This window comes from Pseudomonas sp. MF08875 (genome assembly GCF_059862525.1).
In genome coordinates this window covers 26296-45260 of sequence record NZ_JCBCUW010000045.1, presented here as the reverse complement: position 1 = coordinate 45260, position 18965 = coordinate 26296, and the positions used below count along the sequence as shown (strand labels likewise).

Sequence of the window (18965 nt, the reverse complement as noted above, 5' to 3'; positions counted from 1 at the left end):
CAGCTCACGCCATAGGAGTGTCTCCATCATTTCAACCTCGCAAACAAGCAAGGCGCGATGGTAACGACGCCGATTCCGGCTAGAAATCAGACTAAACGGACGCGATAAGTGGGAATCGGCCTACGACGATAAAGACCCTTGAGGGGATAGCGGCAGGCGAGGCCGCATGGGGGCACCCATCGCGGGCAGAGCCCGCTCCCACAGAGGCCGCTCACACCTGGCTAAGCTAGGGGGTTTCAGCGCACTACGCCCTCTTCGATCAGCAGTTTGAGGATGGCCTGTGCGCCTTCCTGAGGGCTGAGGTTTTTCAGGAGTTGGCCACCGCCGCCGCTGGCTTTGGCGGTGGCGGCCTTCATGCGGTCGGCGCCGCTTTTGGCTTTGATGACTTTCAGGCGCTTGGGCCGCGGTTTGGCCGGTTGCAGGGTGGCGCTGGCGAGCAGTGCGTCGGCCGTTAACGGCACTGCCTCGGTGGCTAGCAGGCCCCGGCGCGCCGGGCCGTAGGCGCTTTGCCGGGGTTTGGGCGCGGCGTTATCAACGGTGGCGAGGAGCGGCAGCTTGACCTTCAAGCGCCGCCGCTGGCCCCGGGGCAAGGCTTGCAGCACCAGGGCTGCGCCGCCTTCGATGGATTCGACCTCGGCCAGCCCCACCACCAGCGGCCAGCCCAGGCTTTCGGCGAGCAAAAAGGGCAGCATGCCCGAGCCCTCGCCGGTTTCGGCCTGGCTGCCGGTGAGCACCACTTGGGCGCCGGCGCCGCGCAGGTAGTCGGCCAGGGCCGGCAAGGCGTCGCTGCCCGGGGTTTGTTCCAGCACATGCAGTTGCGCCAGGCCCATGCCCAGGTAGGCGCGCAGGGCCGGTTCGGCGGCGTCGCCGGCGTGCAACACCTGCAAGTTATCCCCAGCCAGTTGCAGGCCCAGCTCCACGGCCCGTGCATCCTGCTCGGCGCGCTGGGGCCGGCCGGAGGTCGGGTGGGCGCCGATGGACACCAGGCTAATCACGTGTGTACTCATTGCCTTCGTCCTCGGGTTAGGCCGCATCGCGCCGGGTTTCATTGCGGTAAGCGGCGACCGCTTCAATCAGGGCGGTGAGCAGCGCTGCGCTCTCGCCAATCACCGACAGGTCGGCGCGTTTAATCATGTCGCAGCCGGGGTCGAGGTTGATCGCCACCACCTTGTCGCAGGCAGCGATGCCTTGCAGGTGCTGGATCGCGCCGCTGATCCCCACCGCCACATACACCCGTGCGGTGACCCAGGTGCCGGACGCGCCGACCTGGCGATCGCGGGCCATGAAGCCGTCGTCCACAGCCACCCGCGAAGCGCCTTCGGTGGCCCCCAGCGCGGCGGCAGCCTGATGGAACAGCGCCCAGTCCTTGACCCCGTTGCCGCCGGAAAAAATGAACTCGGCCTCGGCCATGGGAATCGCCGCCGGGTCCACGGCCACCGCGCCCAGGTCTTCGATGCGCGAGAGGCTGCGCGCCACGGCTGTGGATAACTCCACGGGCAACGCTTCGTGGCGGCTTTCGCTGACCGGTTCGGCGCATTCGGCGCCGGCCAAAATCACCCGCGCCAGCGGCCGGGCGAGGTCTTGCAAACCCGCGCCGGCGCGGCCGATGCAGGCCTCGTCCTTAACCTGCCACACCCGTGTGGCCGGGCGTTCGCCCAGGGCAGCGGCAAAGCGCCGGCCCAGTTCGCCGCCACCGCTGCGGCTGTCGGGCAGCAGCCAATGGCGTGGCGCGAATTGGTTATCCACAGCCCGCAGACCCTGCACCCGTTGCTCCGGTGCATAACCGCTGAACTGCTCGCCGTCGAGCTGCAACAGGCGATCCACTCCCGCCGTGGCGAAGGTGTTTTCCTTGTGCTCGCCGAACACCAGCGCCAGCACCGCGCCGTCCGTACCGGCCAGTTGCCGGGCCAGGCCCAGCAGGTCGCGGTCGTGGCTGCTCAAGCGGCCGCCGACCATGTCCGGCACCACGGCGATGTAAAACGCCGGTTGCGCCACCCGGTGCAGCGGCAATTGCACCTGCACCGCCGCCGTGCGCTTGGCCGTACCGCCCTGCTGGGCGCCGCTGCGGTCGATGCGCTTGACGCCGTTGGGGCCGATAAAACCGATGCCGTGGGGGTTCTTGCGCAGCACGCCGTTGGGCCCCATCCAGCTGTGTTGCGCCGGTTGCAGGGCCGCGTGCAGCGGGTGCAAGCGGTTGCGGGCAATCCACTCGGCGTGAGGGTCGCGGCGGATGATGTCGCTCATCAGTGCACCTCCATGGGTTCGCGGCGGGCCGCAGCCGGGTTCGGCGCGGCGTCTTCGAGCAGGGCCTCGGCCACCAGCTCGGCGATGTCCTTGATGGCTGGGCGCGGTTCGACCACCCCTTCAAGCATCGCCGTGCATTGCGGGCAGCCCACTGCCACCAGCTCGGCGCCGGTTTCGCGGATGTCGTCCATGCGCATATCGGGGATGCGCTGCTTGCCTGGGATATCGGTGATCGGCGCGCCGCCACCGCCGCCGCAGCAGCGCGAGCGAAACCCCGCGCGCTGCATCTCCTGGACCTCGATGCCCAGGGCGCGCAGCACTTGGCGCGGTGCTTCGTATTCGCCGTTGTAGCGGCCCAGGTAGCACGGGTCGTGGTAAGTCACGCTGGCGCCTTTGTGCCGGCCCAGGTTGAGGCTGCCCGCCGCGATCAACTCGGCCATGTAGGTGCTGTGGTGCTGCACCCGGTAGTTGCCGTCGAAGGCGCCGTACTCGTTTTTCAGCACGTGGAAACTGTGGGGGTCGCAGGTGACGATACGGTTGAAGCGGTATTGGGCCAGGGTCTGGATATTGCGCCGGGCCAGCCGTTGGAAGGTCGCCTCATCGCCCAGGCGCCGGGCCACGTCGCCGCTGTCGCGCTCCTCCAGGCCGAGCACGGCGAAGTCCACGCCGGCAGCCTTGAGCACTTTGACGAAGGCGCGCAGGGTGCGCTGGTTGCGCATGTCGAAGGCGCCGTCGCCAACCCAGAACAACACGTCGCAGGCCTGCTTGTCGTTGAGCAGGTTGAGGTTCAGGTCCGCCGCCCAGTTCATCCGCCCGCCGGGGGCGAAGCCGCCGGGGTTGTCGGTGGCGATCAGGTTTTCCAGCACTTCGGCGCCCTTGTTCGGCGTAGCGCCCTTTTCCAGGGTCAGGTGGCGGCGCATATCGACGATAGCGTCTACGTGCTCGATCATCATCGGGCACTCTTCCACGCAAGCGCGGCACGTGGTGCATGACCATAGCGTTTCGGCGTCCACCAGGCCGTTGACGATAGGCTGGTGCGGGTTGCCGCCGTGTTCACCAATAGCTTTGCCCGGGTAGGGGCTGCCGGCGAACTTGGCATCGGTGCCGCCGGCCAGGCCAACCACCATGTCCTGGATGAGTTTTTTCGGGTTCAGCGGCTGGCCCGCGGCAAACGCCGGGCACGCCGCTTCGCAGCGGCCGCACTGCACGCAGGCGTCAAAACCCAGCAGTTGGTTCCAGGTGAAATCCTTGGGTTTTTCCACCCCCAGGGGCGCCGCCAGGTCGTTCAAGTCCAGGGGTTTGAGGCCCGTGGAGCGCCCGCCGCCGAAACGCTCGGCGCGTCGGTGCCAGGCCAGGTGCAGGGCGCCGGCGAAGGCGTGTTTCATCGGCCCGCCCCAGGTCATGCCAAAGAACATCTCCGCCACGCCCCACAGCACGCCCAGGCCCAGCAACACCACCAGCACCCAGCCGCCGAAGTTCGCCGGCAACACGCCGGCCACCGGCAGGGTCAGTAAAAAGAAACTCACGGCAAACGCCATCAGGCTTTTCGGCAAGCGCATCCACGGGCCTTTGGACAGCCGCGCGGGCGGGTTGCGCCGGCGCAGGTAAACGAAGATCGCGCCCACGAACATCAGCCCGCAGGCCGCCAGCAAGGCGTAGCCGAGCACGCGGCTGTGCAGGCCGAAACCGTGCACCACAATCGCCAGCAACGCCGACAGCACAAAGCCCAGTGCGGTGGCGACGTGGGTGTTGGCGATGTACTTGTCGCGGGCCACCACATGGTGCAAATCGACCATGTAGCGCTTGGGCATGGCCAGCAGGCCGCCAAGCAGGTCGACCTTCGAGGCCCGGCCCCGGCGCCACAGGTTCATCCGCCGCAAAGCGCCGAGGACCGCGAGGCCCAAGGCAGTGAACAGCAGGAGGGGAAGAAGGGTGTTCAGCATGGGGGTAGCCTCTGAGTGGCAAGCTTCAAGCTGCAAGCGACAAGCCAGAGCCGGTCATTCGGTGCTCTTGCTTGCCGCTTGTCGCTTGTCGCTAACAACCGCTCTTAAAAGTCTTTGCACAGGCGCAAGGCGTCGTAGATGGCGGCATGGGTGTTGCGCTGGGCGACACAGTCGCCAATGCGGAACAACAAGTACCCATCACCCGCCTCGCTCAGGCACGGCTGCGGCTTGATGGCGAACAGGGCTTCGACGTCGATCTGGCCCTTGTTGCGCGAGCCTTGCTTGAGGCCGTAGTACAGGGCCTCGTCGGGGCGCACGCCGTTTTCCACTACCACTTGGTCCACCACCCGCTCCTCCTTGGCGCCGGTGTATTCGTTCTCCAGCACGGCGATCAACTTGTCGCCTTCGCGGTAGACCTTCTCCAGCATCATGTCGCCGGTCATGACCACCTCCTTGGGGTACATGCTGCGGTAGTAGGTGGGGAAGGACGTGCCGCCAATCGCCACGCCGGGCTTGATGTCGTCGGTGACGATTTCCACCTGACTGCCCTTGTCGGCGAGAAAGTCGGCCACCGACATGCCGGTGAACTCGCAAATGGTGTCGTAGACCAGCACGTTCTTGCCTGGCGCGACCTTGCCGTCGAGCACGTCCCAACTGCTGACCACCAGGCCTTCGGCAGCGCCCCAATGTTCGTTCTGCTCAAGGTTGGGGTGCCCGCCCACGGCGAGCACGACGATGTCGGGGCGCAGGTCGAGGATGGTCGCCGTGTCGGCGGCCACGCCCAGGCGCAGGTCAACTTTCAGCCGCGCCAGCTCCAGTTGGTACCAACGGGTGATGCCAGCGATCTGGTCGCGCTGCGGCGCCTTGGACGCCGTGGTGATCTGCCCGCCGATAAATTCCTTCTTCTCCAGTAAGGTCACCTGATGGCCCCGTTCGGCGGCCACGCGGGCGGCTTCCATCCCGGCCGGGCCGGCACCGACCACCACCACGGTGCGTTTCACCCCGGTGGTTTTTTCGATGATGTGGGGCACGCCCATGTATTCGCGCGAGGTGGCGGCGTTCTGGATGCACAGCACGTCCAGGCCCTGGTACTGGCGGTCGATGCAGTAGTTGGCGCCCACGCACTGCTTGATCTGGTCGATCTGGCCCATCTTGATCTTGGCGATCAGGTGCGGGTCGGCGATGTGGGCGCGGGTCATGCCGACCATGTCCACATAGCCACCTTCGAGGATGCGCGTGGCCTGGTTCGGGTCTTTGATGTTCTGCGCGTGCAGCACCGGCACCTTGACCACTTCCTTGATGCCGGCGGCCAGGTGCAGGAACGGCTCCGGCGGGTAGCTCATGTTGGGGATGACGTTGGCCAGGGTGTTGTGGGTGTCGCAACCCGAGCCGACGACGCCGATGAAGTCGAGCATGCCGGTGTCGTCGTAATACTTGGCGATCTGCTTCATGTCCTCGTGGCTCAGGCCATCGGGGTGGAACTCGTCGCCGCACAGGCGGATGCCCACGCAAAAGTCCGGGCCGACTTCGGCGCGCACGGCCTTGAGCACTTCCACGCCGAACTTCATCCGGCCCTCGAAGCTGCCGCCCCATTCGTCGGTGCGCTTGTTGACCCGTGGGCTCCAGAACTGGTCGATCATGTGCTGGTGCACCGCCGACAGTTCGACGCCGTCCAGGCCCCCGGCCTTGGCCCGGCGCGCGGCCTGGGCGTAGTTGCCGATCACCCGCCAGATTTCTTCCGGTTCGATGGTCTTGCAGGTGGCGCGGTGCACCGGCTCACGCACGCCGGAGGGCGACATCAGGGTCGGCCAGTTGAAGCCGTCCCAGCGCGAGCGACGGCCCATGTGGGTTATCTGGATCATGATCTTGGCGCCATGCTTGTGCATGGCATCGGCCAGGTTCTGGAAGTGCGGGATGATGCGGTCGGTGGCCAGGTTGACCGAGCTCCACCATTCCTGCGGGCTGTCGATGGCCACCACCGAGGAGCCACCGCAAATCGCCAGGCCGATGCCGCCCTTGGCCTTTTCTTCGTAGTACTTGACGTAGCGGTCGGTGGTCATGCCGCCGTCGGTGGCGTACACCTCGGCGTGGGCGGTGCTGAGCACGCGGTTGCGGATGGTCAGTTTGCCGATCTGGATCGGCGCGAACATTGCTTCAAAAGCCATGGCAGGGTCCTCGGCTTACAACGGCTTGACGGTGAACAAGCCGTCTTCGTGGCCCTCTTCGGAGCCTCCGTAAACTTGTTCGGCGACGGTGCGCAGGGGGCTGCCGCGCGCGGCCAGAATCTGGTCCATGGCCCCGGCAAACCAACCGGTGAACATGTAGTCCACCTTGCGCCCGACCTTGCCGTACACATAGACGAACGCCGAGTGTTCGAGCTTGACGCTGGCGGTGCCTTTATCGAGGTCGATAGCCTGGATCTTGAACAGGCCCCAGCCGCGCTGCGACAAGCGCTTCATGTAGTGCTCGAACACCGCCACCCCTTCCAGGCCATGGCACTGGGCCTCTTTCTCGCACCAATGCCAGGCGGATTTGTAGCCGGCCTTATAGAGGATTTCGGCGTAGGCCTCGGCACCCAGGACTTCTTCGATGCCCATGTGGTTATTGACGAAAAAGTGCCGTGGTACGTAAAGCATCGGCAGGGCGTCGGAGGTCCAGACACCGGTTTCACTGTCGACTTCGATGGGCAGTTGCGGGGCGATCTTGGCCATGGAAACTTAACTCCAAAAAATTCTGTAGATGACCCACCGCGCGGGTTGCGGCGGGAAAAGACTCAGCGGATCGGTGGCCTATTCGCCCCAGATGTCCTTCAGGACATTGACCCAGTTCTCGCCCATGATCTTGCGCACCACACGTTCGGGGTGGCCGCGCTTGAGCAGGGTTTCGGTGAGGTTGGGGAACTCGCCCACGGTGCGGATGCCCAGGGGGTTGATGATCTTGCCGAAACTGGTCAGGCGTCGGGCGTAGCCCTTGTCGTGGGTCAGGTACTCGAAGAAGTCCTGGCCGTGACCCTGGGTGAAGTCGGTGCCGATGCCGATGGAATCCTCGCCGACGATGTTCATGGTGTATTCGATCGCTTCGGCGTAGTCATCGATGGTCGAATCGATGCCCTTGGCCAGGAAGGGCGCAAACATGGTCACGCCGACAAAACCGCCGTGGTCGGCGATGAACCTCAGTTCTTCATCGGACTTGTTGCGCGGGTGCGCCTTGAGCCCCGAGGGCAGGCAGTGGGAATAGCAGACCGGTTTCTTCGATTCGAGGATGACCTCTTCGCTGGTCTTGGAGCCGACGTGGGACAGGTCGCACATCACCCCCACGCGGTTCATCTCGGCGACGATCTCGCGACCAAAGCCCGACAGCCCGCCATCGCGCTCGTAGCAACCGGTGCCCACCAGGTTCTGGGTGTTGTAGCACATCTGCACAATGCCCACGCCCAACTGCTTGAACAGCTCGACGTAGCCGATCTGGTCCTCGTAGGCATGGGCATTCTGAAAGCCGAAGAAGATCCCGGTTTTGCCCTGCTCCTTGGCGCGGCGGATGTCGGCGGTGGTCTTGACCTGGAGCACCAGGTCGCTGTTCTCGCGGATCAGTTTCTGGCTGGCGGCAATGTTATTGGCCGTGGCCTGGAAGCCCTCCCAGACCGACACCGTGCAGTTGGCGGCGGTCAGGCCGCCCTTGCGCATGTCTTCAAACAGCTCACGGTTCCACTTGGCAATAATCAGCCCGTCGATAACGATGCTGTCGGCGTGCAGTTCGGCTGGGCTCATCAGGCTGTCCCCTTTTGGCGATCCATGCGCCGAATCGTCTGCCGGCGCTTTGGGGCCAGCATATGCCTGAGGGCCGTGATGGCCGGGTGCAAAAACGACAGCGCAATTGCCGAAAGCGTCAATCGCCGGCAATGCTCGACCACCGCCTGCGAGCCCCCATCTATCCAAGCCCCGGCGCTTGCGCCAGAATTCGCGCCATCACTGGATCTGGGGCAGCGCAATGAAAATGATTCTCCTGGCTTTGGCACTGGTTGCCGGCACCGTGCACGCGGCCGAAGAAGGCGGCGACACCCCGTGCGACGCGGTCGAAAACGACCAGCAGACCCTCGAATGCGCAACCTTCAACAAAACCACCGCCGAGCAATTGCTCAGCGAAAACCTGCAAGGCCTGACCGAACGCCTGGGCGCCCTCTACGGCAACAACAGCGCGCAACTGATGGACATCACCGGCAAACTCCAGGCCGCCCAGGCCCTGTGGCAAAAACAGCGCGACGCCGACTGCGCCGTCGAAACCTTCCCCGCCAAACCCGGCAGCAAGGCCTACACCATCGCCCACAACGACTGCCTGGCGCGCATGAGCGACGAGCGGTCAGAGTTTTTGGAGTCGATTGGGCAGCAGTAAAGACAACCCATGAGCAACTATTCGTTCCCCCACGAAGTGGTCAGCCGCATCGTCGATGGCGCCACGCCGATCCGTGCCTGGCGCGAGCATTTGAACCTGACCCAGGACGAAGTGGCCCAGCGCCTGGGGATTTCCCAACCGGCTTTTGCCCAGCAGGAAGCGGTGGCCAAGCCCCGGCGCGCCACCCGCGAGAAAATTGCCGCTGCGTTCGGCATCAACGCCGTGCAGTTGGAGCTGTAAGCTGCACGCCCTCTCTTCTTTCCAGGATCGCCATGAATATCTGCGGTATCGAAATCAAAGGCAGCGAAGCGATCTTCGCCGTTGCCCGCCAAGACGGCCAGGCGTTGGGGCACGTGGCCTTGGCCACCAAGAAAATCGCCCTGCAAGACGATGACGACGCGGCCAACGTCAAGGCCTTCGCCCGTGAGGTGGCCGCGTTTGTACGCGACAACGCCATCGAACGCATCGCCATCAAGAAGCGCAGTAAGAAGGGTGAGTTCGCGGGCGGGCCGACCACTTTCAAGATCGAGGGCGTGTTCCAGTTGCTCGACGGCTGCGAGGTGACCCTGCTCTCGCCCCAGACCCTCAGCGCACAAAGCAAAAAACACAACGTCGAGCTGCCGGCGACGCTGAACAAGTATCAGCACGAGGCGTACAAGGCAGCCTGTGCGGCGCTGCTGAAAAAATAATCACCCCCCACCCTCACGGTGGGAGCGAGCCTGCTCGCGGTAGCAGCACCACAGTCACCATGGGCAGTGGCTCTACTGCCGCTATCGCAAGCAGGCTGGCGCCTACAGGTCAGTTCTTCTCCCGCCCCTCCTCCACGCCGCGCCGATCTTCCCGCGGGCATTTGGCGAAGCGTGCCCGGTAGCTGCGGGTGAAGTACGACGGTGATTCGAAGCCGCAGGCAATGCTCACTTGCAGCACGCTCAGGCCGGTCTGGCGCAGCAGTTGCCGGGCCTTGTCCAGGCGCAGGCCCAGGTAGAAATGGCTTGGCGTGTCGCCCAGGTGCAGGCGAAACAGGCGTTCGAGTTGGCGCCGGGTGACCTTGATGGCGTCGGCCAATTGCAGGGTGGTCAGCGGCGGTTCGCTGTGGCGCTCCATCTCGCCGATCACTTGGGCCAGCTTTGTGTTGTTGATCCCGTAGCGCGCGGCGACCTGCATGCGCTGGTGGTCCTGGCGCGGGCGGATGCGGCCCAGCACAAACTGCTCGCTGACCTGCACCGCCAGCTCCGCGCCATGGGCCTGGGCGATCAGGTCGAGCATCAAATCGATGGAGGCCGTGCCGCCGGCCGAGGTGATGCGGCGCCGGTCGATCTCGAACAGCTCCTGGGTCACCCGCAGCTGTGGATAAGTCTCCTTGAACGCCTCGATGGCTTCCCAGTGCAGGGTCACGCGGTGGCCGTCGAGCAGGCCGGCATCGGCCAGGATCACGCTGCCGGTGTCGATGCCGCCCAGGGTCACGCCCTCCAGGTCGAGGCGGCGCAGCCAGTGGCCCAGGGCTGGCGTGGCGTGGGCGAGGGGCTCGAAACCGGCCACCACCAGCAGCGTTGCGCCTTTGCCCAAAACCTCAAGCCCCGCGTCGGCATTGACCGACATGCCGTTGCTGGCCAATACCGGGCCGCCATCGCTGCTCAACACCTGCCAGCGGTACAACTCGCCGCGAAAGCGGTTGGCCACCCGCAACGGTTCGAGGGCCGAGATAAAGCCCAGGGCCGAGAACCCCGGCATCAGCAAGAAGTGGAAATCCTGGGTCATGGCACCTGCTCGGGTCGCGGCTAGCCTGTGCAGGTTGATACGCCAGTTGCGCCGCAGTGACAACCGCCAGGTCGCTCCAGTGCAAGAGCCGGTCGCCCCTGTGCGCTTTGCCCGCGGGCAGGCTGCGTAACGTGGCCATACCGGTGCGCGAGACGCCGGAACCGACAATAACGACCTGCCGAGGAACCCTCCATGAAACGATTGATTGGTAGTTGCTTACTTGCCCTGAGCGGCACGGTTTCCCTCGCCACCGCCCAGGCGGGCGAGCCTGCCGCGTGCCAGAACGTGCGCATGGGCGTGGTCAACTGGACCGACGTGATCGCCACCAGCGCCATGACCCAGGTACTGCTCGACGGCCTCGGCTACAAGACCAAACAAACCAGCGCCTCCCAGCAAATCATCTTCGCCGGCATCCGCGACCAGCGCCTGGACCTGTTCCTGGGCTACTGGAACCCGATCATGACCCAGACCATCACCCCGTTCATCGATGCCGGGCAGGTTCAGGTCCTCGACACGCCCAGCCTCAAGGACGCCCGCGCCACCCTGGCCGTGCCCACGTACTTGGCGGACAAGGGCCTGAAAACCTTTGCCGACATCGCCAGGTTCGCGAAAGAACTGGACGGCAAGATCTACGGCATCGAACCGGGTTCGGGCGCCAACACCCAAATCAAGGCGATGATCGCCAAGAACCAGTTCGGCCTGGGCAAATTCCAACTGGTGGAATCCAGCGAAGCGGGCATGCTCTCGGCAGTGTCCCGGGCGGTGAAGCGCAACGAAGCCATCGTGTTTTTCGGCTGGGCACCGCACCCGATGAACGTCAACCAGAAGATGACGTACCTGTCCGGCAGCGAGGGCGCGCTAGGGCCGAACGAAGGCCAGGCCACGGTCTGGACCGTCACCGCCCCCGACTACGGGCAAAAGTGCCCGAACGTCGGCCGCTTGCTGAGCAACCTGACGTTCACCGCCGAGGACGAGAGCCGCATGATGCAACCGCTGCTCGACCACAAGGACGCTTTCGAGTCCGCCCGCCAGTGGCTCAAGGACCATCCGCAAGACCGCCAGCGCTGGCTCGAGGGGGTGACGACCTTCGATGGCAAACCCGCCGCCCAACACCTGCAACTGACCGGCAACTGAGCCACAAAGCCCACCTGCGCAGCGCCACACGGCTGTGCAGCGAACCCTCACGCCTGAAGGAACCCGCACCATGAACCACGACGTCATCATCACCTGCGCACTCACCGGTGCTGGCGACACGAGCGGCCGCAGCCCCCACGTGCCGGTCACCCCCAAACAAATCGCCGCCGCCGCCGTGGAAGCGGCCAAGGCCGGCGCCACCGTGGTGCATTGCCACGTGCGCGACCCCGCCACCGGCCGGTTCAGCCGCGATGTGGCGCTGTACCGCGAGCTGATGGAGCGCATCCGCGAGGCGGACGTCGACATCATCGTCAACCTCACTGCCGGCATGGGCGGCGACCTGGAGATCGGCGCCGGCGAGCGGCCCATGGCGTTCGGCCCGAACACTGACCTGGTGGGCCCGCTGACGCGCCTGGCCCACGTTGAGGAACTGCTGCCGGAGATCTGCACCCTCGATTGCGGCACCCTGAATTTCGGCGATGGCGACACCGTCTACGTTTCCACCCCGGCCCAGTTGCGCGCCGGCGCCAAGCGCATCCAGGAACTGGGGGTGAAGGCCGAGCTGGAGATTTTCGACACCGGCCACCTGTGGTTCGCCAAGCAGATGATGAGCGAAGGCCTGCTCGACGACCCGCTGTTCCAACTGTGCCTGGGCATTCCTTGGGGCGCCCCGGCCGACACCACCACCATGAAAGCCATGGTCGATAACCTGCCCGCAGGCGCCGTGTGGGCCGGGTTCGGCATCGGCCGCATGCAAATGCCCATGGCCGCGCAAGCGGTGCTGCTGGGCGGCAATGTGCGGGTCGGGCTGGAAGACAACCTATGGCTGGACAAGGGTGTGCTGGCAACCAACGGCCAACTGGTGGAACGGGCCAGCGAAATCCTCAGCCGCCTCGGCGCCCGCATCCTCAGCCCGGCCGAAGGGCGCACGAAAATGGGCTTGGCCCAGCGCCACTAACCTACCTCCCTTGTGGGAGCGAGCCCGCTCGCGATGGCGGTGCTCCAGGCACAAAAAAATGCCGGCTCGACCACCCGCCTCGCGAGCAAGCTCACCCCCACAGGGGTTCATCACTGTTTTCAGGAGTTGCCCATGCCCTTTATCACCCATATCAACACCTTCGCTGCCCTGGGCAGTGGCGTCATCGGCAGTGGCTGGGTGGCACGCGCCCTCGCCCATGGCCTGGACGTCGTCGCCTGGGACCCGGCGCCCGGCGCCGAAGCGGCCCTGCGCCAACGGGTCGCCAACGCCTGGGGCGCCCTGCAGAAGCAGGGCCTGGCCCCCGATGCATCGCAGGCGCGCCTGCGCTTTGTCGCCACGATCGAAGATTGCGTGAAAGACGCCGACTTTATTCAGGAGAGCGCCCCCGAACGCCTGCAACTGAAGCTCGACCTGCACAGCAAAATCAGCGCAGCAGCCAAGCCCGAGGCCTTGATCGCCTCCAGCACCTCGGGGTTGCTGCCCAGCGAGTTCTACGAGGGCGCAACCCACCCGCAGCGCTGCGTGGTCGGCCACCCGTTCAACCCGGTTTACCTGCTGCCGCTGGTGGAAGTGGTGGGCGGCCGCCACACCGCGCCCGAGGCCGTGCAAGCGGCGATCCAGGTTTACACACACCTGGGCATGCGCCCCTTGCATGTGCGTAAGGAGGTGCCTGGGTTCATCGCCGATCGCCTACTCGAAGCGCTGTGGCGCGAGGCGTTGCACCTGGTCAACGACGGGGTGGCGAGCACCGGCGAGATTGACGACGCCATCCGCTTTGGCGCCGGGTTGCGCTGGTCGTTCATGGGCACGTTCCTGACCTACACCCTGGCCGGCGGTGACGCCGGCATGCGCCACTTCATGGCCCAGTTCGGCCCGGCACTGCAACTGCCCTGGACCCACCTGCCCGCGCCGCCACTGACGGACAAACTGATCGACGACGTGGTCCAAGGCACCGCCGAACAACTGGGCCAGCGCAGCATTGCGGCCCTGGAGCGCTATCGTGATGACTGCCTGCTGGCGGTGCTGGACGCGGTAAAAGCCACCAAGGCCCGGCATGGAATGAGCTTCGCCGAATAACCGCTGGGGGCACTGGTTTGCCTGCGATGGCGATGCAAGATGCACCACCGTCATCGCAAAGCCAGCTCCCACTTTTGACCGAGTACACATGCCTGGAACCGCTGCCATGCCCGCACTGACCACCTACACCACCAAGGTTCAACCCGACTGGGTCGACTACAACGGCCACCTGCGCGATGCCTTTTACCTGCTGATTTTTAGCTACGCCACCGATGCCCTGATGGATCGCCTGGGCATGGACAGCGCCCAGCGGGGCGCCAGCGGCCATTCACTGTTCACCCTGGAGCTGCATCTGAACTACCTGCATGAGGTCAAGCTCGGTGCCCAGGTCGAGGTACGCACGCAACTCATCGGCCACGATGCCAAACGCCTGCACCTGTATCACAGCCTGCACCTGGCGGGCGCCGAGCAAGCCCTGGCGGGCAATGAGCAAATGCTCCTGCACGTTGACCTGGCCGGGCCCCACGCGGCACCGTTCAGCGAGCAAGCGTTGGCCGCGTTGCACAAGCTGATGGCCGAGCAACGCGACTTGCCCGCGCCCGCCAACCTGGGCCGGGTCATCGCCCTGGTGCCGCGCAAGCCCTGAAACCGACACAAAAAAGCCCCGATCAAGCCGTGACAGGATCGGGGCGCAGAGGGTTTTGCGAGGAGCCGAAGCGAGGGTGACCAAACCTTCGCGGTTCAAGCGTAAAGCCAGTGTGCCCAGCCCGGGAGCGAGCGAGTTAGCCGAAAACGACCTGTTCATAGGTATGGCGGCCATTGCGGCAAGTCAGCCTTGCCCCGCCTCGATAGCCCTTCCAGAATCAAGCCCACCACGCGCCCTCGAATAAGGAAGAGCCCCATGATGCACGCCGATTTGATTGATCTGGATGACCTGCTGGGCCAGTTGCGCGCCCTGGGGTTTGAAGTGGCCAGCGGCGCCAGCGCCGAACAAGCCTGCGAGTGCGCCGTACGCGGCTTGAGCGACGAACGGGCCAAGGCCCTCAAGGGCATGGTGGAGAAGCTGTACACCGGCAGCGCAACGCTTTTGCCGGCAGTGCGCCAGGCGATCGATAAGCAGTTACTGCCGGCGTTGGCGGCTTATCAGCAGAGTCGTAGCGCCTGAGTTCAAGAGCTGTAGCGCTGGATAAATAGCTATCGCGGGCGAGCGCAACGCCGCCCGCGATCAAAGCCAACTCGGTCTAGAGCCTCACACTGGCAAAGGTCGACTCATTGCGCGCCTGGCTCAACGCCGACAGCGGCCCGGACAACGGCGCCAAACCCAGGGCCTGGGGCAGCGGCAGCATGGCCACCTGCTGGGCAGTGTTGGAACCTACGCGCTCGTCACGCGGCGGAATGCCGAAGTATTCGCGGTAGCACTTGGAGAAATGCGGCGTGGACACGAAGCCGCAAACCGACGCCACTTCGATGATCGACATGGGCGTCTGCTTGAGCAGTTGCCGTGCGCGGATCAGGCGCAACTTGAGGTAGTAACGCGACGGCGAGCAGTGCAGGTACTTCTGGAATAGGCGTTCGAGCTGGCGCCGCGACACGGCGACGTACACCGCCAGTTCGTCGAGGTCGATGGGTTCTTCCAGGTTGGCTTCCATCAGCGCGACGATTTCCTGCAACTTCGGCTGGTTGGTGCCCAGCATGTGCTTGAGCGGCACGCGCTGGTGGTCTTGTTCGTTGCGGATGCGCTCGTAAACGAACATCTCGGAAATCGCCGCCGACAGCTCGCGGCCGTGATCGCGGCTAATCAGGTGCAGCATCATGTCCAGGGGCGCGGTGCCGCCGGAGCTGGTGAAGCGGTTGCGGTCGAGGGTGAACAGGCGGGTGCTCATGGACACGCGCGGGAAGGCTTCCTGCATCGAGGCTAGGCATTCCCAGTGCACGCTGCAATCGAAACCGTCCAGCAGGCCCGCGCACGCCAGCGCCCAACTGCCGGTGCACACCGCGCCGAGGCGGCGCGACTGGCGCGCCTGGCTTTGCAGCCACGACACGTGTTCGCGGGTGACGGTGCGCTGGATGCCGACGCCGCCGCAGACGATCACGGTGTCCAGGGCGGGGGCCTTGTGCATGGAGGCGTCGGGGGTGATTTGCAGGCCGTCGCTGGCCCAGACCTGGTTGCCGTCGGCGGTGAGGGTGGTCCAGCGATACAACTCGCGACCGGACAATTGGTTGGCCATGCGCAGGGGCTCTACGGCGGAGGCCAGGGAAATCAGCGTGAAATTGTCCAGCAGCAAAAAGCCGATGGATTGAGGCGCACGGTTCTGGGGTTGGGCCCCGGAGTTGAACGACGTCATCGCGGTATCTCCTCACACAAAGCAGGTGATGGCCTCAGGCGGAGGCTCTTGTTATTGCCGGCGTTGGCTTGCGCAAACGGGCTTTGTGAGGACAGAGCAATTGCCATGCCTAAAGTTGAATGGGTATTCAATAACTCCTAAAAGCGACGTCGCGATGCGTCTACACAAGCCCCCACGGCCCGTGCGGAATAAAGTGCCAGCATGGCCCGCAAAGGCCCTGCCCCGCTGCGTTTGAGCAGTTCGGTAGCACTTGTGGGAAGCGCCTCCACGCCCCTTGAACCACGGTGTCACCCCTGGCACGAGATCAGTGGCGAGTGCGCCTTATTGAGGAGTTATCTGATTGCGACGCGCTAAAAGGTGGCGAGCCCTGCGCCGTAGCAAATGCGGCTCAACACTCCACCGCACTCACCGCCAACCCGCCGCGGGAGGTTTCTTTGTATTTGTCGTGCATGTCGGCGCCGGTGTCGCGCATGGTGCGGATCACCCGGTCGAGGGAAATAAAGTGCTGGCCGTCGCCGCGCAAGGCCATTTGCGCGGCGTTGATGGCCTTGACCGCGGCAATCGCGTTGCGCTCGATGCAGGGCACTTGCACCAGGCCGCCCACCGGGTCGCAGGTCAGGCCGAGGTTGTGTTCCAGGCCGATTTCCGCCGCATTGCACACCTGCTCCGGGGTGGCACCGAGGATCTCCGCCAGCCCCGCCGCCGCCATGGCGCAGGCCGAACCGACCTCGCCCTGGCAACCCACTTCGGCGCCGGAGATAGAGGCGTTCTTCTTGCACAAAATGCCCACCGCCGCGGCGCCGAGAAAATAGTCGACCACATTGGCCTCGGTGACCACTTCGCTGAATTTCATAAAGTAGTGCAGCACCGCCGGGATGATCCCCGCCGCGCCGTTGGTCGGTGCCGTGACCATGCGCCCGCCCGCGGCGTTTTCTTCGTTGACCGCCAGAGCAAACAGGTTGACCCACTCCATGGCGCTCAGGGTCGAGCCGATCACGTTGGGCTTGTTCAGTTCTTGCAGGCTGCGGTGCAGGCGGGCGGCGCGGCGGCGCACATTGAGCCCGCCGGGCAGGATGCCTTCGTGCTTGAGGCCCTGCTCCACGCAGTCCTGCATGGCGCGCCAGAGAGTCATCAGGCCGCTGCGGATTTGTTCTTCCGAACGCCAGGTTTTTTCGTTGGCAAGCATCAGTTGCGCCACCCGCAAGTTGTGCTTTTCGCACAGTTGCAGCAGCTCTTCGGCACTGGAGAAATCGTAGGGCAGCACGGTGCGGTCCAGGTCGGCGACGCCGCTGCGAGCCTGTTGCTCGTCGACGACAAAACCGCCACCGATGGAATAGTAGGTGTCGCGGTGCAACTCGCCCTGCTCGCCCTCGGCCACCAGGGTCATGGCGTTGGGGTGGAACGGCAGGTTCTCGTCGATCAGGCGCATGTCCCGCGCCCAGACAAACGGCAGCGGCCAGCGGTTATTCAGCAGCAGGGTCTGGGTTTCGCGCAGGGCCTGGATGCGCACGCCGATCTGCGCCGGGTCGATTGCGTCGGGCCATTCGCCCATCAGGCCCATGATGACCGCGTTGTCGCTGCCGTGGCCGATGCCGGTGGCCGAGAGCGAGCCGTAGAGCTGCACCTCGACGCGCCGCACCTGCTCCAGCAGGCCCCGCTCCCCCAGCACCTGGACGAACAACGCGGCGGCGCGCATCGGCCCGACGGTGTGGGAGCTGGACGGGCCGATACCGATCTTGAACAGGTCAAACACGCTGATAGCCATTACCGCGAACCTCCTGATGGACGTGCTATCGCGCGCAGAAACGCCTGTCGGCGCAACTGCTACGCTCAAGCCGCAATGGCCGCATCATCCGGTTTTCAGGCGCCAGCGCGACGTCTGACACCGACGCACCCATGCTCACCAGCGCCGCCAGGCCAAAGCAGTGATTTGCGGCCGTTATTTGCGGCGCAGATCGGGTAAAAGCCCTGTTGCAGGGGGGAAAAATTCTGTAAGCGACCTCACCGACACTGGATACGACCCTGCCTGTACTGGATACGACGCACCCTGTAGGCGTTTGATTTTCACTGTTACATGATCGGTCTCGACTCGATTGCAAGGCGCCGTGGCAAAGCCGTTCCAGAACGCCCGCCAACCGCAACAGAACAAGCGCGGTGATCCCGTCGGACAACCGCCACAAAACACCCAGGAGTCCACCCATGAAAGGTTCCCCGTCGTTGTTGCTGGCCGCCATGCTGAGTCTGCCCGCGCTGGCCCAGGCTGCCGAACCGCAGCAATGCAGTACCGTCAACTTCTCCGATGTCGGCTGGACCGACATCACCGTCACCACGGCCACCGCCAGCGTCATCCTCGACGCCCTCGGCTACAAGACCAAGACCACCATGATTTCCGTGCCCGTGACCTACAAGTCCTTGGCCGACGGCAAGAACATGGACGTGTTCCTGGGCAACTGGATGCCGACCATGGAGAACGACATCAAGCCCTACCGCGAGGCCGGCACCGTGGAAACCGTGCGCGCCAACCTGGAGAACGCCAAGTACACCCTGGCGGTGCCCCAGGCGCTGTACGACAAGGGCCTCAAGGACTTCGCCGATATCGTCAAGTTCAAGAAGGAGCTGGACGGCAAGATCTACGGGATCGAGCCGGGCAACGACGGCAACCGCGTGATCCAGAGCATGATCGACAAAAACGCCTTCGGCCTTAAAGACGCCGGCTTCAAGGTGGTCGAATCCAGCGAGGCGGGGATGCTGTCCCAGGTCGAACGCGCCCAGCGACGCAGCACGGACGTGGTGTTCCTGGGCTGGGAACCGCACCCGATGAACACCCGTTTCAAGATGCAGTACCTGAGCGGCGGCGACGCGTTCTTCGGCCCCAACTACGGCCAGGCCACCATCTACACCAACACCCGCAAGGGCTATGCCCAGGAATGCAGCAACGTGGGCCAGTTGCTGAAAAACCTGTCGTTCACCCTGAACATGGAAAGCACCCTGATGGGCAATGTCCTGGACGACAAAATGAAACCCGAGGCCGCCGCCCGCGCGTGGCTGAAAAACAACCCGCAGGTGCTCGACACCTGGCTGGCTGGCGTCACCACCCTTGACGGAAAACCAGGCCTGGACGCGGTAAAAGCCGACCTGGCCAAACAATAAAACGCT

The 18965-nt window shown here is 64.6% G+C and carries 17 protein-coding genes and 1 pseudogene; 9 read left to right on the top strand and 9 right to left on the bottom strand.

Annotated features, from left to right (window positions below; genetic code table 11):
- Positions 1 to 236: 236 nt before the first annotated feature.
- From etfB to AC19YT_RS22290, 6 genes are all read right to left on the bottom strand, one after another.
- Entirely contained in the window at positions 237 to 1007 is a 771-nt protein-coding gene (gene etfB / locus AC19YT_RS22315; RefSeq protein ID WP_500611050.1) for an electron transfer flavoprotein subunit beta, read from the bottom strand.
- A gap of 16 nt (positions 1008 to 1023) precedes the next feature.
- Positions 1024 to 2244 carry an electron transfer flavoprotein subunit alpha gene (gene etfA, locus AC19YT_RS22310; protein WP_500611049.1) on the bottom strand — a complete coding sequence of 407 codons (1221 nt, stop codon included), beginning with the start codon at positions 2242 to 2244 and terminating at the stop codon, positions 1024 to 1026.
- Positions 2244 to 4187: a dimethylglycine demethylation protein DgcB gene (gene dgcB / locus AC19YT_RS22305; protein ID WP_500611048.1), complete on the bottom strand. Its 1944-nt coding sequence runs from the start codon at positions 4185 to 4187 to the stop codon at positions 2244 to 2246. Before dgcB ends, etfA begins: the two co-directional genes overlap by 1 nt.
- A gap of 104 nt (positions 4188 to 4291) precedes the next feature.
- The gene (gene dgcA / locus AC19YT_RS22300; RefSeq protein ID WP_095109011.1) at positions 4292 to 6352 is read right to left on the bottom strand and encodes a dimethylglycine demethylation protein DgcA; all 2061 of its coding nucleotides are present in this window, start codon (positions 6350 to 6352) and stop codon (positions 4292 to 4294) included.
- A gap of 15 nt (positions 6353 to 6367) precedes the next feature.
- Entirely contained in the window at positions 6368 to 6898 is a 531-nt protein-coding gene (locus AC19YT_RS22295; protein ID WP_095109012.1) for a DUF5943 domain-containing protein, read from the bottom strand.
- Between the two features lie 78 nt (positions 6899 to 6976).
- On the bottom strand, positions 6977 to 7954 hold the full coding sequence (locus AC19YT_RS22290; RefSeq protein WP_095109013.1) for a dipeptidase: 978 nt from the start codon (positions 7952 to 7954) through the stop codon (positions 6977 to 6979).
- 220 nt (positions 7955 to 8174) lie between these two features.
- Here AC19YT_RS22290 and AC19YT_RS22285 point away from each other — a divergent pair, with 220 nt between their 5' ends.
- The 3 genes and pseudogenes from AC19YT_RS22285 to AC19YT_RS22275 all read left to right on the top strand — a co-directional run bounded on the left by AC19YT_RS22285 (position 8175) and on the right by AC19YT_RS22275 (position 9265).
- The gene (locus AC19YT_RS22285; RefSeq protein ID WP_095109014.1) at positions 8175 to 8576 is read left to right on the top strand and encodes a lysozyme inhibitor LprI family protein; all 402 of its coding nucleotides are present in this window, start codon (positions 8175 to 8177) and stop codon (positions 8574 to 8576) included.
- A gap of 27 nt (positions 8577 to 8603) precedes the next feature.
- Positions 8604 to 8816 (top strand): annotated as a pseudogene (locus AC19YT_RS22280) (helix-turn-helix domain-containing protein); the annotation flags it as partial.
- Between the two features lie 32 nt (positions 8817 to 8848).
- Positions 8849 to 9265: a DUF3010 family protein gene (locus AC19YT_RS22275; protein ID WP_500611047.1), complete on the top strand. Its 417-nt coding sequence runs from the start codon at positions 8849 to 8851 to the stop codon at positions 9263 to 9265.
- A gap of 109 nt (positions 9266 to 9374) precedes the next feature.
- Here AC19YT_RS22275 and AC19YT_RS22270 read toward each other — a convergent pair whose 3' ends face one another.
- Positions 9375 to 10334: a GlxA family transcriptional regulator gene (locus tag AC19YT_RS22270; protein ID WP_500611046.1), complete on the bottom strand. Its 960-nt coding sequence runs from the start codon at positions 10332 to 10334 to the stop codon at positions 9375 to 9377.
- A gap of 192 nt (positions 10335 to 10526) precedes the next feature.
- Between AC19YT_RS22270 and choX the strand changes: the two genes are divergently transcribed.
- The 5 genes from choX to AC19YT_RS22245 all read left to right on the top strand — a co-directional run bounded on the left by choX (position 10527) and on the right by AC19YT_RS22245 (position 14629).
- Positions 10527 to 11468 carry a choline ABC transporter substrate-binding protein gene (gene choX, locus AC19YT_RS22265; protein ID WP_095109017.1) on the top strand — a complete coding sequence of 314 codons (942 nt, stop codon included), beginning with the start codon at positions 10527 to 10529 and terminating at the stop codon, positions 11466 to 11468.
- A gap of 70 nt (positions 11469 to 11538) precedes the next feature.
- Positions 11539 to 12426 carry a 3-dehydrocarnitine:acetyl-CoA trimethylamine transferase CdhC gene (gene cdhC, locus AC19YT_RS22260; protein WP_095109018.1) on the top strand — a complete coding sequence of 296 codons (888 nt, stop codon included), beginning with the start codon at positions 11539 to 11541 and terminating at the stop codon, positions 12424 to 12426.
- A 132-nt stretch (positions 12427 to 12558) separates the two neighbouring features.
- Entirely contained in the window at positions 12559 to 13524 is a 966-nt protein-coding gene (locus tag AC19YT_RS22255; protein ID WP_500611045.1) for an L-carnitine dehydrogenase, read from the top strand.
- A 106-nt stretch (positions 13525 to 13630) separates the two neighbouring features.
- Positions 13631 to 14110, top strand: coding sequence for a thioesterase family protein (locus AC19YT_RS22250; protein ID WP_095109020.1), 480 nt, complete (start codon positions 13631 to 13633; stop codon positions 14108 to 14110).
- A gap of 255 nt (positions 14111 to 14365) precedes the next feature.
- Positions 14366 to 14629, top strand: coding sequence for a hypothetical protein (locus AC19YT_RS22245; RefSeq protein ID WP_095109021.1), 264 nt, complete (start codon positions 14366 to 14368; stop codon positions 14627 to 14629).
- Positions 14630 to 14705: 76 nt separating this feature from the next.
- Here the strand turns inward: AC19YT_RS22245 and gbdR are convergent, their stop codons facing one another.
- Entirely contained in the window at positions 14706 to 15809 is a 1104-nt protein-coding gene (gene gbdR, locus AC19YT_RS22240; protein ID WP_095109022.1) for a choline metabolism transcriptional regulator GbdR, read from the bottom strand.
- Positions 15810 to 16197: 388 nt separating this feature from the next.
- The gene (locus AC19YT_RS22235; RefSeq protein WP_095109023.1) at positions 16198 to 17574 is read right to left on the bottom strand and encodes an L-serine ammonia-lyase; all 1377 of its coding nucleotides are present in this window, start codon (positions 17572 to 17574) and stop codon (positions 16198 to 16200) included.
- A gap of 434 nt (positions 17575 to 18008) precedes the next feature.
- Here AC19YT_RS22235 and AC19YT_RS22230 point away from each other — a divergent pair, with 434 nt between their 5' ends.
- The gene (locus AC19YT_RS22230) at positions 18009 to 18959 is read left to right on the top strand and encodes a choline ABC transporter substrate-binding protein (RefSeq protein WP_095109024.1); all 951 of its coding nucleotides are present in this window, start codon (positions 18009 to 18011) and stop codon (positions 18957 to 18959) included.
- The last annotated feature ends 6 nt before the right edge of the window (positions 18960 to 18965 follow it).